Here is a 13,646-nt window from a genome sequence, read left to right as displayed (position 1 = left end):
TACGAAGAGTATAGTATTACAATTTCTTATTGAGAATCCTTAGAAGCAATTCAAAAATGGAAAGCTAATACGACTATCAAGTAGCACAACGAGGAATACATAATGTTTTTTAAAGCCGATTGCAGTGTCTTCCCTTATCGGACAAAAAAAAAGATGGTGTGAAACCCTAATTTCACACCATCTTTTTTAACAACTATATGATTTTTTTACAACTTTATTTTCATTTCACACTTAAAACACTTAATGAGGCCATTCTATTTACACTCTTAATTATGGAACGTCGGCTTATAGAACGAACGGTTATCAAGAGCAAAGACACGTTCTGTGTATTCACCTGGTTTTGTGCGTCCTAATGCGCGGTCCATCATGTTCATTTTTGCATCTAAGTTGTCGATGTAGTGCAGAATTTCAGCTTCTTTTACTAATGGTGGTTTTGGGCTACCCCATTCTGCTTTTCCGTGGTGAGAAAGGACGATATGCTGAAGAATTAATACTTCTTCTGCATCGATTTGTAGTTCATCTGCTGCTTTACCAATTTCGTTCACCATAATAGAAATGTGGCCAAGTAAATTTCCTTCTAACGTATATGTTGTAGAAATTGGGCCAGATAGTTCAATTACTTTACCAAGGTCATGTAAAATAACGCCTGCATATAGTAAGTCTTTATCTAACGATGGGTATAGAGTTGAGATAGCTTTCGCTAAATCTAGCATCGATACAACGTGATAAGCTAGTCCAGATACGAACTCGTGATGGTTCTTTGTTGCTGCTGGATAGTCTAAAAACTCGTTTTGATGCTTATTTAATAAATGTCTTGTTAGACGCTGAATGTTCGGATTTCTCATTTCAAATATGTATTGCGTAATTTTCTCAACCATATCTTCTTTTTTCACTGGCGCTTTTTCCACAAAATCCGAGATGTCCGTTACTTCATTTTCATTTGCAACACGAATTTGTTTCACACGTAATTGAATACGTCCTTTATAGTTTAAAATATCACCAGCTACTTTAACGATTGTTTCCGCTACATATTGTTTCTCAACTTCTGGTGATACGTCCCATAGCTTCGCTTCAATATCTCCACTTGGGTCTTGTAAGATTACTGTTAAAAATGGCTTCCCATTGCTTGCGATACCTTTTGTCGCTGTTTTAATTAACAAGAAAACATCGACTTGTTCACCAACTTCATATTCTGCAATTTTCTTTTTCATTCGAATTCCTCCACCAAATCAGTTACTTTTAGTATAGCATATTACAACTCGTTTTCTTTACGCTTATGCGTTAATTTTATAATCTGTTTTTCCGTAAAGAACGATAGTAAATGCGCATGACATGTAAAGAAGATGACTTGTCTATCTTTCGCAATTTCCTTTATTAGTTCAATCGTTCGATTCGTCCTGACCGCATCAAAATGTACGAAACTATCATCAATAATAAATGGATAATCATGTTCAAATGTGTTCGCTAATGCAAATCGTAACGATAAATATAACTGCTCCGCTGTTGCCTGGCTTAGTTCATGACTATAAAAGCGCATACCATCATTACGCTCAACAATGAACGGTTCCGCCTCTGACGGTGAAAAGATTTTACTATAGCGTCCGCCCGTTAAATAGACGAAATACTCTTCTGATTTTTGTAAAATACGAGGAAGATGCACTTCATGATAATATTGCTTCGTTTTTGTTAACACCGTCTTTGCGGCCGCATAGGCAGCCCACTTCTTCACTTGTTCACGCACTTGCGCTTTTTTCATTCCCCACTCATGCAGTAAATCACCGTACGTATTTCCTTCTTCTAAATTCGCAATTTCCATACGATGTTTCGCAATACGCTCTGTCAGTTCTTTTTCTTTTGTAAGACAGTTTTGCACGGCTGTAATTTCTCGCTTTAATTTTTCCTCATAACCGTCAGCCTCATAATGTTCAGCTAATGATAAACTCGTTAAGCGCTGTTCTAAAAGATCAATTTGCGGTAATAAACGCCCCACTTGCTTCTCAGCATCTTCACGTTTTTCTACCAGTTTACCTGCTTCTAAAAACATCTCTTCATCTGTAGCCTCTGCAATATGCCATAAACTATCTCGTTCTATTAGTAGTTGTTTCAATTGCTCTTGCATGAACCCATATTCTTCTTGCCATTCCGCCAATTTCTCTTTTAGCTGCTTACATGTTTGGCGCTTCTCTTTCTCATTTTGCATACGACTTTGCGCCTCATGCAGCTTACTATACTCCGCGCTACCGATAACAGTTTCTAGTTTATGTTCAAAGTGCGAAATTATTTCATATAATGATGATTTCCGCGCGCCTTGCTTCTCTAATTCACGATATAATTGCTGCATTTTTTCAATACGCTCAAACGCCGGCAATATGTGTGCATACGTATAAAATTCAGGGAACATATAACGCGCTTTATATACATCCACTTGTTCTCCTGCACGGAACGTTTCTCTCTCCCATTCCTCATACGATGAAACGACTTTATCATAAACACGTTCCATTTGCTGCAACTTATAGGACTCGCGCTCAAATAGCTTACGAATCTCTTCATCTTTTTCTAACTGATAACGAACGGACATCGCCTCTTCACTTTGACGCCCACCAGCACTTTGCTGAAGAGTAAGAAACTCTTCTTGTACTCCGCTTGATGGATCTTTATATAAAACGAGAGCAAGGACAATCCCTACAAAAACAATGACACTAATAAATAAGAGCACGCGATTATCTATAAATAAACTCGTGAATAAAACACCTGTATTAATAAGAAGTAACAAAAGGCAAACTCTTTGCCACTGTTTTTTCTTTTGCTTAGCTACTCCTACCTTCTCTTCATACTTGCGCTTTATTCTCTCTGCGCCCATACCGATAAACGCCGCATCTTGAAATGACTTTTCTTTCTCAACTAACGCATTTCGCTCTTCATCAGCTAACATTTGTTTCTTAATCTGTCTTATATTTTCCTCTTGCTCTTCTAATTGCTCCTGAGCTACTTTAAAGCGATCATCAAGCTGTGCTTTTTGCGTTTCTAATTCACGCGCCTTTTGCACTGTTTGCGTAATTAACTCTTTCGTCGCCAAACTCATATCAAATGAAAGAACCGTTTCTTTTTCAAAAGTAGCGCCAATTTGCTGCTCTAGTTCTGCAATTTCTTCTTTTATATTTGCAATATTTCCCGTCATATCACGCATTTCTTGGCATGCATTTTCATAAGACAAATGCTGCATGCGAAGTTCTTCTACATAACTTTCTTTTTGTAAAAACTCTTCATCTATTTGAATCGATTCAATTTCCGATTGCACTGTCTCTATTTTTTTATGGAGCGAATCAACTTGTAATTGGAGCGGCTCCATTTTTGCCTTGATCGCCTCATAACGCGCCGTTCCGTTTACAGGAAACTGTCCTTTTTCATTTTCTAACACTTTCTCATGTGCATGCTTTTCAATCACGAGGGGTTCAAGCGCTGCTAATATTTCATAATCTTGCTTTCTTTTTTCCGCTGACTCTTTCTCCGCACGAACAGAAGCTAGTTTCTCTTCACTTTCTTTTAACTGCTCAACTTGTTTTTCATACGTGCCAATTTTCCCTTGCCACTCTTTCATCTTTTCCTCAAGCTTCTTCATTTCTTGAAGTGACACGTTAATTTCTGGCTTACGACCACTTGGCTTAAAGCGCTGATCCATTTCTTTCTCTAGCTTTTTATCTAGCTGTAATAACGCATCGCTGCCGACTGCACTTGCGGAAAACAAATAATTGCCGATATCCGCTTCGCCAAGCTGATGGATGTTTTGAAGACCGTGCATATCAAATGAAAAAACAGAGTCAAATAGATTTTCATTCATACCGCTTAATATATCGTTTAAAATATCTTCGCCGCCCGTTTTCCCGTCTTCAAAATAAACAGTCACCTCACCAGCTGCCGTTTTTGGCAAACGCTCAATTTTCAAACGGCCGTACTTCCCTGTTTGTACAGTAATCGCCCCGCCATATTTTCCGCCTTCTTTGGGCTCATAACGGCGCTGTCCTCTCGTCGGAAAACCGAATAAAATACTTTTCATAAACGAGCGAATGGTCGATTTTCCCGCTTCATTTTCACCGTACAACACAGTCAGCAATGAAAGATCCATTTCCACATTTTCTAATTTTCCGTACCCATAAATATGGAGTTTTTCCATTCTCATTTCTTATCCCTCTCTTGCTGGAATAATTGTTCTAAAATAATATTTTCCGCTTCCTTTTGAATCTCTTTCTTCTCTTCTTCTGTAAAAGATTCAATATTATTACGCGCTACAGGAGATGTCCAAATGGTGCGCAACACTCCGTCCATATTTGTGAAAGCTTCTAACTCTTGCAGCACACTACCGACGAAATGATTTTCTTCTTTCAAACGTTCGATTTCCGCAAAAGAAACCGTCTCATTTTTCCACTTCATCGTATATACGAAATCTTTTCGTTCTTCTCCAGCTGCTAAAATATGAAAAATCTCTTCCACACGCTTTTCATCACGCAAATAAGGAGAAAGTGGCCCCTGCCCTGTGAATACGACAGTTAAAAGCGTGCCTTCCTCTACTTTTCGGCTCTCATTCATCGCGGTTGACGCTACTGTCATAAGGTCATCAACAGTTTCAATCCCATCGATATGAACTTCTATCTCATCCCATACAACATCCGCAGTATGGAAAAATGAACAATGCGTTCCTTGTTTCGTTAATTCGATAAGGTACGCACCCTTTTCCCCTGTCTCCTTACGATGACGGCCTTGTATATTGCCCGGATAAATAATGTACGGCTCTTCTGATAAAATTTCACGTTTATGTATATGGCCAAGAGCCCAATAATCAAACTGCTTTTCTTTCAGCTCACGAATTTGAAACGGTGCGTAGCGATTATGCTCTGCATCTCCTTCCACACTTCCGTGAAGCATTCCAATATGAAAAGGCGCATCACTCATTTTCGTATACTGCGCTGTCATATTATCCGTTACCGCTTGCTGTAAATAACTAAAACCATAAATAGAAGCTAACAACTCACCATTTTTATAAAATGATTTTTCTTCTACATAAGGCTCCGTAAACACATGAACATTTTCTGGAAACTCAATTGCTGCCCAGCTTCCTCCTAAATGGTCGTGGTTACCGTGAATAATAAAAACGGGAATTCCGTACTGCGAAAGTCGCTTCATTTGCTCACGCACAAACACTTGCGCCCGCAAACTTCTCGTCTCCGCATCATACAAATCCCCAGCTAGTAATAAGAAATCAACGCGCTCTTGAATCGCTTTATCAACAATACGCTCAAATGATTCAAACGTACTTTGCTTCATTCTCTCCCAAACAGACTGCGCTACATTCATTTCCATCCCTTTAAACGGACTATCCAAATGCAAATCAGCCGCATGTATAAACTTCACTTGTTTCACAAATAACGATCCTTTCTATATTTCAAAAGTTTCATCTTATCAACATTAAAATTGCTGAAAACTAATAACCATCGGGGATGAAAAGACTCCCCACTAATTAAAGTTTCACTTTACCCCGTATTAACGGGCAGTAGGCAAGGAAGACAGTCTGAAAGTAGACTGCCCATAAATACCCGATTGGTTCAACTAATAATTAGTGGTGATGAAAAGACTCCCCACTAATTAAAGTTTCACTTTACCCCGTATTAACGGGCAGTAGGCAAGGAAGACAATCTGAAAGTAGACTGCCCGTAATTACCCGATTGGTTCAACTAATAATCATCGGGAATGAAAAGACTCCCCGATGATTAAAGTTTCACTTTATTGTAACACGCAATGTCATATATTTCTTTGCATATTCTAGTGATTTATGACAAAATAGTTATAAGATTCTGATTTTAATTATTGGAGGGAATTTTCATGGGAGTATACGTTCTAACAGTCTTTGAAAAAGATGGTTCAAAAGCATTAGACGAATCATTCGAGGCGGTAACTGAAAAAGAAGCGAAGGCAAAAGGTGAATCTATTTTACAAGAAAAAGGATTGCATGAAAAAACACATCGTTGCACATCTTCTGCAGGTAAGCTCGTTTTATTCCAGCGCTAAAAAAAGAAGCGTCATCCGCTTCTTTTTCACTCTACTATATCTTCGTCACACCACGTAAACGCCACATCTAGAATGCGATTACCGATACGTACGCGTTTATTCCATTTACCTGTTTGGATCTGATGTTGCAATTCCGCTTTCATCTTTTCCGTCCAGCCGTGAATCGTTTCACTACCGTCGTACGGATATACGCTCGGAAACTCTTTCTGCAAAAGATGCAAGCTCTCTGCATCAAAATGAAAATGGAAGAAGTAGTTTGCTGTAAGCGATGGTTCTTGCAGTCGTAAAAAATGATCATCGATTTGCTTTCTATTTCGGTAGAAAGTAAAGATATTCACTTTTCCGCTCGTAATTTGGTCAATTTGAATTTCGTGCTTCTCTATAATCACGTCTTGCCCACCTCGTTGTATACTACCTTTAGTATATATGTCTTTTGCAACAAAGTTAACCATTTTCGCGCGAAATTCATTTCCTTCATTATAATTCCCGTACCTCCAAGTACAATCAGGACAAATAAAAAAGTTGAAGGGGAGCGATCACATGTATTTCGGAAGCAAAGGTTGGTATGTAAAAGAACTTAAAAAATTAGGTATTCGTACTTACGAGGGCAAAAAACTAGAATCTTACCGTACGCATATTTTAGCTAGTTTACTTGAGAGAATGAAAAGAGCTTCGGCTTAATAGATGTAGGAAGCAACTGAGGTTGCTTCCTTTTTATTTGGTGAAAACAAGAAATAATCCTATCTTAACATTCTACCTTTACCGTTATACTCTCTTGATAAAAACCACCCATTATCAATTGAATCTCTATTACCAAATACGCTTCCAGACAATCATTCGTATATATTTTAAATTCTCCATACTGATTAACCCGTCCGCTTCCAACATACATATCCCCACTTGTTATGACAATTGTTGAATGAGGTTCTGCACGGCCCAACATAAAATTATCACTATATTCAACAGAACCTATATTTATTTTTTGATGAATAGTATGAACTGAATCTATACATTTGTTACGCAAATTAACATCTCTTTCTTCGGCCCTCGAAAGCGCTCGATTCCCGCTAAGCTTTTCTGAAGAGAAAGCAACATTTCCCATCCAACTAAACCTATCAAATGTAGTAATAGGTAGAAACATCTACGTTAACTCCCCCATTCTTCCAATACTTCCTTCTCATTTTTATCAATTACAATCTTTTAATGAACTCACAGCAATACGTTCTATATTGAGATAAAAGAAAACATCGTTGTTTTTCCATTCAATTCCGCACTGTTACTTTGTATTGAACACATATAATACAGTTTTTTAGCCCAGATGCAATGACAACACCACACAAAAGGAACCACACTCCATTAAATATAAATCCACCTTCAAATATATTAGTAATAATTATGTTGCCAACTATTAAGAGAATCCATGAAATAGAATACTGTTTTCTATTTGTAATATATAAAATTCCATCCTCATTACAGACTATAATTCCCCCACCTTGCCAAACACCAATAGCGAAAGAAAAAAGCGTAACTGCCAGTAACTCTGCTTGTAAATCCCAAGTCATTGGTTGCGGCACCGTATAAATAATACTCCCTATCATCATTAGAAAAGTTATAATATCTATCCTGTTTATTTTTCTTTGTTTGCTTTGCATCCAAATAAAGAGAATTACTACAGGAATTAAAAACAAAGTTGCCATTTAATTATTCTTCTCCCTTTCCTACATTAGAAACGTCTGTAATTGTAATGTAATTAGATTGTTCTTAAATCTCTCACACTTTCTGAAGCATAACATGAGAAAGAAATAAAAAAATCGTACAAAAGGGCAAACCTATCATGTACGATTGGGCATATATAATGTTTTAAAAATGAATTAACTGCCTTTCAATTGATATAGCTACTGCTTCTGACCGTGAATTAACACCTAGTTTATTGTATATATTTGTTAAATATGCTTTTACCGTTCGCTCAGCTATCCCCATATCGAATGCAATTTCTTTATTCTTATATCCGCGCGCAATGGCTTTCAACACAAACAGTTCTTTTTCTGTTAAGTTATTTTCTTCAACCTTATCAGCATATATTTCTTTCCTTTTATAATTCACTATCTTTTCCATAATATTTGGTTGTAGTAAAATCTCACCTCGAATAGCCGCTTCCAATGTTCGAAACAAATTCTCACGATCCGTATCTTTTAGCAAATATCCCTTTGCTCCTAACTCAATTCCCTTTAACATTAATTCATCTTCGTTATAAGTAGTTAATATAATAATCGGCGTATGGTTTTGTTTTTTATTCAAAGCCTCAATTGTTTCTAAACCACTCATTTTAGGCATATTTAAATCCATTAAAATGACATCAGGTTTCTTTTTTTCTATGAAAGAAAGGGCTTCTTCTCCGTTTGCAGCCTCACCTATAATTTGAAATGAATCACTCGTTTCTATTATCAATTTCAGACCTTCTCTTACAACGAAATGATCATCTACAATTAATACGTTATGCTTCATGGCTATCTCCTTCTTTATTTATAGGTACCTGAATATACACTTTCGTACCTTTCATCTTTTCACTCAATATATGTATTTCTCCATTAATCAATCGAACACGCTCATTTAAACCAATTAAACCATAATGTCCAGGATTCTTACCGATATACCTAGTGTCAAACCCAATTCCATTATCTTCAACTTCAATAGTAAGTTTTTCAAGATCATCGATATATTCCACTTTTAAATTAACATCTGTTGCCTGTGAATGTTTTGCGATATTCGTTAAACATTCACTCATTACATATAAACAGTGCTCTTTTACTAAGCTTGAAATATGCGGAGGGCTTTGAATAGTAAATCTCACATGTATAGACGTAGCCTCAGAAAAACGTTGAACCTCTTCCTCTACTGCTTCATTAAATGAATTAGTAGTATGACGCAAATCATCAATAACCAACCTTGCATCACGCAAGGTTTGTCTCGCTCTTATCATAGTTTGTTTCATAATCTCTTGAGATCGTCCTGTATTCCCTTTTTGCATATGGGCATCTATTGCTTCCAATTGCATAATTAAGCTCGCTAAACCTTGCGCTAACGTATCATGTAAATCTCTTGCCATTCGCTGTCTTTCATTAGCTAATGTCAATTCTTCCACTCTCATATATGTAGACTCTAACTCTTGGATGTAGCTCTGTATACGATTACGTGCATCAAATTGCTGCTTATTAATATAGGAAAAAGGAATAATAATTGCTAATACTAAAAGGAACATAGAGATAAGAATAGCTACTTTATTCACACCATAATTAATACTAATTGCAGTACAAAATATTGCATACATGAGAGTAAAAACTGCCATTACTTTAAATATATTGTTATAAACATATAAACTTTGGGCAATTAAAATAGGAGTTAATCCAACAAAAATCGCTATCGAACTACTTGGCACAATAAATGCAGCGAAAAACACAATGAAGAGCTGTAAAAAAAAGAAGTACAACAATTGGCTATTCTTTAATGAACTCGCATACCAATGAAAAATAGTATGAATCACAATAATTATTGTAAAGAAGAAACTATCCATAGAGAACATATTATTACGAAATTCTAAAAGCATTGAAGCTATATATACGAGTGTAATCCATAAAATAATAAACCTTCTTGGAATAAATACCGCTTCCAATACATTTGTATCCAAATCTATATTTGAATTTATTTTTTTCATATTCGACCTCCACTATTACATTATACAAGATGCGACTTATATTTTGATAAAGTGAAACTTTAATTAGTAGGAGCTTTGTCCTCCCACTGATTATTAGCCCCATCAATCGGGCTTTTACAGGCAAGCCCGACTCCCACAAATAGCAGGATAAGTTACTGATTCCTCATTACCGAATACAAATATGAAATATTGCATATCGAAATGCATTGATGTTTTTGCAAGCGCTTACTATAATGATAATATAAATATTTATTACATCTCACTATTTAAAAAAGGAGGCAATCATATGGAAATCGCAATGGCAGTTTTAAAATTTGTAGGTGGAGTAATTCCATTAGTTCAAGAACTTTTAAAAGCATTTATGTAAGATTATTATTCAGCAATTATCTATAAGAATTATCATACAAATGATCTGTATATCAAAAACAAATTGATATACAGATCATTTGTGTGAGAAAACTTTAAACGAGCATTATGTACGCTAGTAGAACAATAATGATACATCTATCTCAAGTTGGAAAAAGGCGCTCACAAGGGCGTCTTTTTTTATATTACTATGTACCCAATAACTTGTTCAGAAAATCGATTCTACAATTCATACCATGCTACATAATTAATGTATCTTTTTAAAGTTTACACAATCAAAATCCCCTCAAAGTATAAACTACGACTTTCTGTTCCCTTTTATTTAGTGCTAATGAAATAATCATTTAAACCAAAAATGCTATAATTAACCCAATCACACTAAGGGGGAAAATTTATTTTGCACGGTAAATACATTCAATTTCATGAGTTTGGCAATCCGAAAGATGTATTACAGGTTGAATATAAAAATATAGAGCCATTAAAAGATAATGAAGTTTTCGTTCGTATGCTAGTTAGACCGATTAATCCATCTGACTTAATTCCAATAACCGGAGCGTATGCACATAGAATTCCGTTACCTAACATACCTGGTTATGAAGGTGTTGGTATTGTAGAAGATGTAGGTGTGGGCGTTTCGAGAGACCTTATCGGTAAACGTGTTTTACCTTTACGCGGAGAAGGTACTTGGCAAGAATATGTGAAAACATCAGCTGACTTTATAGTCCCTATTCCTGATTCCATTGATGATTTTACAGCGGCACAAATGTATATTAATCCCCTTACTGCGTGGGTTACTTGTACAGAGACTCTAAACTTAAAACAAAATGACGTTTTATTAGTGAATGCTTGTGGATCCGCTATTGGTCACCTATTTGCTCAGTTATCACAAATTTTAAACTTCCGGTTCATTGCAGTGACAAGAAATAGTAAACATACAGAGAAATTACTTCAGCTTGGTGCTGACTATGTAATAGATACTTCCACTGCTCCGCTTCATGAAACAGTTATGGAGTTAACAAATGGGGCCGGGGCAGATGCTGCGATTGATTCTATTGGAGGATCCGATGGAAATGAATTAGCATTTTGTTTACGTCCAAATGGACACTTTTTAACTATAGGCCTTCTATCAGGAATACAAGTAAACTGGGCAGAGATTGTCACGAAAGCAAAAGTGCACGCTAACATATTTCATTTACGACATTGGAATAAAGACGTGTCACCATATAAATGGCAAGAAACGTTTCGTCACTTAATCCGCTTAGTTGAGGATAAACAATTACGTTTCATGACGGTACATTCTACGTATGACTTAGCAGATGTGAAAACTGCGGTTGATGTTGTGCAGTCTGCTGAAAAAACAAAAGGAAAAGTGTTTTTAACGAGTTATTAAATACAATTAAAGGATTCCTTTTGATTGATCTTTTAAATAGACTACATTAATAAGAGGATAGTACGTTCACTATTAGAATTTATAGTCAATAAGAGGACGTTACTCTCCTTCTTCAACTATCGACCCATTTAACGAAATAGGATTTTAAGTAGCTGGTATGAGTTGATTAAAAAGTGAAAGGAGATTCTAACATGGGTTTAATCATGGCAATCGCGCCTGTTGTAATAGTCGGAGGAATTGTAATATATGTAATTGAAAGGCTTAAGCATAAATATAATCAAGGCAACCTAGGTAAGAAAAAATCAAAAGACGCTCAAAATTTATTAGATAGTTTAATACCAATGGGAATGCTTTTCGGTTGTTCTATCGGTGTAATTGTCGGCCTATTTTTCCCGATTTCTCTATTATTTACAATTAGTTTAGGAGCTGGAATAGGCTATTTATTTGGATTTTTTGCTTATGAAATCTACAGCAAGAAAGGAAACAATTATCCATAAATAGCCTTCTTCCAGAAACAGACGCGATTGCAGAATAAACTGGGACATTACATATGAGGCATATGTAATAGCATTAACTTGAAAACAAAAAAATCCCCTCAAAGCATAAGCTTCAAGGGGTGAGCCTGTTTTTTATTTAATTATATACGTACAGCTGTACCACTTACAGCAACCATTAACATTCCATCACGAACAACTTCGTAATCTACGTCAACACCAACGATAGCGTTCGCACCTTTTTGTCTTGCAAGTTCTTTCATTTCATCCATCGCAATATCACGAGCTTCTTTTAATTTACTTTCGTAAGCACCAGCACGACCACCGACAACATCACGAACTGAAGCGAATAAATCGCGGACAATGTTTGCACCCATAATAGCTTCACCATTTACAATATCAATATACTCAATAATCTCTTTACCTTGAATTCCAGAAGTTGTTGTTACAATCATGACTGACACTCTCCTAATAATTTGTAGTTTTAATTAGCTTTCTTATGTCTTTATTATGACATGGAAAAAGTAACTAATCTATTGAATTACCTTACATGAATGTGACAATTTTGTAAGGGTGAAATATTATCCTGTCTGAATTAACAGAAAATTGTTATAATAAAATTAGAGGAGGGGATAAAATGAAAAAAATTACTTATATATGTACTCTAAGCGTTCTATCTTTCACTTTAATAGGTTGTACAAGCACCTCGACTACAAATAAGGATTCTCAAGCTAAGCAAGAACATACACAAAATACCTTTCAATTAAACTCCGCAAACATTACAGACATCGAAATACTTAAGACAACTAATAATACTACTTCCAAATCCCAAACAGATAATGAAGAAATGATAAAATCTATCGTTTCAGCAGTTCAAAATGGAACATCTAAAACAATCACATTAGATCAAAAAAAGAAACAATCTGCACATTCTACTATAACCGTTACATATAAAGACGACTCAAAAGAAGAATTTCTTGTGTGGGTTGATAGTAAGGAGCAAATTACGATCGCTAAAGATGAGAAGAAAGATAAAGTGGAAGGTGTGACATTGAACATTAAAGACGCTAAAATGATGAAGGATTTTTTTAAAAATGACAACATGTAAAAAAGGATCCCCATCAACTTAAGGATTCAAAATTTAGCTTAATAGGTAAGTCGCGAGAACCTATATTATTAAACTTAATATGGTTCCGATCGGAGGAAGACACCTTAGAAGGTGTCTTTTCTTTTTTTCAAAAGGACCTGCTCCATTCATATGTAAATGCATAAAGTAAATTGAATCCATTAAAATGCATGAGTGAACCATTGTTTTCCCCTTCTTATCTAAAGGAGGAACTGTTATGGGCTTTGGTGGTAGTTGTGGCGGCGGCTTCGCTGGAGGATTTGCTTTATTAGTTGTATTGTTTATTTTATTAATCATCGTTGGAGCTGCTTGCTTCTGCTAAAAAACTATCGGAAAAGACACTCTTATGTGAGTGTCTTTTCTTTTTTTTTCAAAAGGACCTGCTCCATTCATATGTAAATACATAAAGTAAATTGAATCCATTAAAATGCATGAGTGAACCATTGTTTTCCCCTTCTTATCTAAAGGAGGAACTGTTATGGGCTTTGGTGGTAGTTG

Annotated in this window: 16 protein-coding genes; 7 read left to right on the top strand and 9 right to left on the bottom strand. The window is 35.9% G+C overall.

Annotated elements, in window-relative coordinates; translation table 11 throughout:
* Positions 1-266 precede the first annotated feature (266 nt).
* Genes yhaM through ACQKNR_RS08750 form a run of 3 tightly spaced genes read right to left on the bottom strand, consistent with a single transcriptional unit; the run spans position 267 to position 5,415 of the window.
* Positions 267-1,211 (bottom strand): 3'-5' exoribonuclease YhaM, encoded by a 945-nt coding sequence (yhaM, locus tag ACQKNR_RS08760; protein WP_193413789.1) that lies wholly within the window; start codon positions 1,209-1,211, stop codon positions 267-269.
* A gap of 41 nt (positions 1,212-1,252) precedes the next feature.
* Entirely contained in the window at positions 1,253-4,177 is a 2,925-nt protein-coding gene (locus ACQKNR_RS08755) for an AAA family ATPase (protein ID WP_427317069.1), read from the bottom strand.
* On the bottom strand, positions 4,174-5,415 hold the full coding sequence (locus ACQKNR_RS08750) for a metallophosphoesterase family protein (RefSeq protein WP_427317067.1): 1,242 nt from the start codon (positions 5,413-5,415) through the stop codon (positions 4,174-4,176). The genes ACQKNR_RS08755 and ACQKNR_RS08750 overlap by 4 nt, the downstream gene beginning before the upstream one ends.
* A gap of 459 nt (positions 5,416-5,874) precedes the next feature.
* Here ACQKNR_RS08750 and ACQKNR_RS08745 point away from each other — a divergent pair, with 459 nt between their 5' ends.
* Positions 5,875-6,060: a YhzD family protein gene (locus ACQKNR_RS08745; RefSeq protein WP_427317065.1), complete on the top strand. Its 186-nt coding sequence runs from the start codon at positions 5,875-5,877 to the stop codon at positions 6,058-6,060.
* A 26-nt stretch (positions 6,061-6,086) separates the two neighbouring features.
* Here the strand turns inward: ACQKNR_RS08745 and ACQKNR_RS08740 are convergent, their stop codons facing one another.
* Positions 6,087-6,449 (bottom strand): hypothetical protein, encoded by a 363-nt coding sequence (locus tag ACQKNR_RS08740; protein WP_427317063.1) that lies wholly within the window; start codon positions 6,447-6,449, stop codon positions 6,087-6,089.
* 151 nt (positions 6,450-6,600) lie between these two features.
* Here ACQKNR_RS08740 and ACQKNR_RS08735 point away from each other — a divergent pair, with 151 nt between their 5' ends.
* Positions 6,601-6,741: a YflJ family protein gene (locus ACQKNR_RS08735; protein ID WP_427317061.1), complete on the top strand. Its 141-nt coding sequence runs from the start codon at positions 6,601-6,603 to the stop codon at positions 6,739-6,741.
* A 64-nt stretch (positions 6,742-6,805) separates the two neighbouring features.
* Here the strand turns inward: ACQKNR_RS08735 and ACQKNR_RS08730 are convergent, their stop codons facing one another.
* The 4 genes from ACQKNR_RS08730 to ACQKNR_RS08715 all read right to left on the bottom strand — a co-directional run bounded on the left by ACQKNR_RS08730 (position 6,806) and on the right by ACQKNR_RS08715 (position 9,772).
* Positions 6,806-7,201: a hypothetical protein gene (locus ACQKNR_RS08730; RefSeq protein ID WP_427317059.1), complete on the bottom strand. Its 396-nt coding sequence runs from the start codon at positions 7,199-7,201 to the stop codon at positions 6,806-6,808.
* Between the two features lie 121 nt (positions 7,202-7,322).
* The gene (locus ACQKNR_RS08725; protein WP_427317057.1) at positions 7,323-7,757 is read right to left on the bottom strand and encodes a hypothetical protein; all 435 of its coding nucleotides are present in this window, start codon (positions 7,755-7,757) and stop codon (positions 7,323-7,325) included.
* A gap of 163 nt (positions 7,758-7,920) precedes the next feature.
* Positions 7,921-8,565, bottom strand: a complete 645-nt coding sequence (locus tag ACQKNR_RS08720; protein WP_427317055.1) for a response regulator — start codon at positions 8,563-8,565, stop codon at positions 7,921-7,923.
* The gene (locus ACQKNR_RS08715) at positions 8,555-9,772 is read right to left on the bottom strand and encodes a sensor histidine kinase (protein ID WP_427317053.1); all 1,218 of its coding nucleotides are present in this window, start codon (positions 9,770-9,772) and stop codon (positions 8,555-8,557) included. Before ACQKNR_RS08715 ends, ACQKNR_RS08720 begins: the two co-directional genes overlap by 11 nt.
* A gap of 181 nt (positions 9,773-9,953) precedes the next feature.
* Between ACQKNR_RS08715 and ACQKNR_RS08710 the strand changes: the two genes are divergently transcribed.
* The 3 genes from ACQKNR_RS08710 to ACQKNR_RS08700 all read left to right on the top strand — a co-directional run bounded on the left by ACQKNR_RS08710 (position 9,954) and on the right by ACQKNR_RS08700 (position 12,025).
* On the top strand, positions 9,954-10,139 hold the full coding sequence (locus ACQKNR_RS08710) for a hypothetical protein (RefSeq protein WP_427317051.1): 186 nt from the start codon (positions 9,954-9,956) through the stop codon (positions 10,137-10,139).
* A gap of 396 nt (positions 10,140-10,535) precedes the next feature.
* Positions 10,536-11,528, top strand: coding sequence for a zinc-dependent alcohol dehydrogenase family protein (locus tag ACQKNR_RS08705; RefSeq protein WP_427317049.1), 993 nt, complete (start codon positions 10,536-10,538; stop codon positions 11,526-11,528).
* 191 nt (positions 11,529-11,719) lie between these two features.
* Positions 11,720-12,025 carry a hypothetical protein gene (locus tag ACQKNR_RS08700; protein ID WP_427317047.1) on the top strand — a complete coding sequence of 102 codons (306 nt, stop codon included), beginning with the start codon at positions 11,720-11,722 and terminating at the stop codon, positions 12,023-12,025.
* A gap of 140 nt (positions 12,026-12,165) precedes the next feature.
* Here the strand turns inward: ACQKNR_RS08700 and ACQKNR_RS08695 are convergent, their stop codons facing one another.
* Complete coding sequence (locus ACQKNR_RS08695; protein ID WP_427317045.1) at positions 12,166-12,477, bottom strand: heavy metal-binding domain-containing protein; 312 nt, start codon at positions 12,475-12,477, stop codon at positions 12,166-12,168.
* Positions 12,478-12,659: 182 nt separating this feature from the next.
* On the opposite strand from ACQKNR_RS08695, the gene ACQKNR_RS08690 reads away from it, so the two are divergent.
* Positions 12,660-13,130, top strand: coding sequence for a hypothetical protein (locus ACQKNR_RS08690; protein WP_427317043.1), 471 nt, complete (start codon positions 12,660-12,662; stop codon positions 13,128-13,130).
* Positions 13,131-13,365: 235 nt separating this feature from the next.
* A complete protein-coding gene (locus ACQKNR_RS08685) occupies positions 13,366-13,470 on the top strand; it encodes a YjcZ family sporulation protein (RefSeq protein WP_000505684.1) in 105 nt (34 codons plus the stop codon).
* The last annotated feature ends 176 nt before the right edge of the window (positions 13,471-13,646 follow it).

The organism is Bacillus sp. NPDC094077, assembly GCF_050279465.1.
GTDB lineage: Bacteria > Bacillota > Bacilli > Bacillales > Bacillaceae_G > Bacillus_A.
This window is presented reverse-complemented; position numbering and strand designations above follow the sequence as displayed.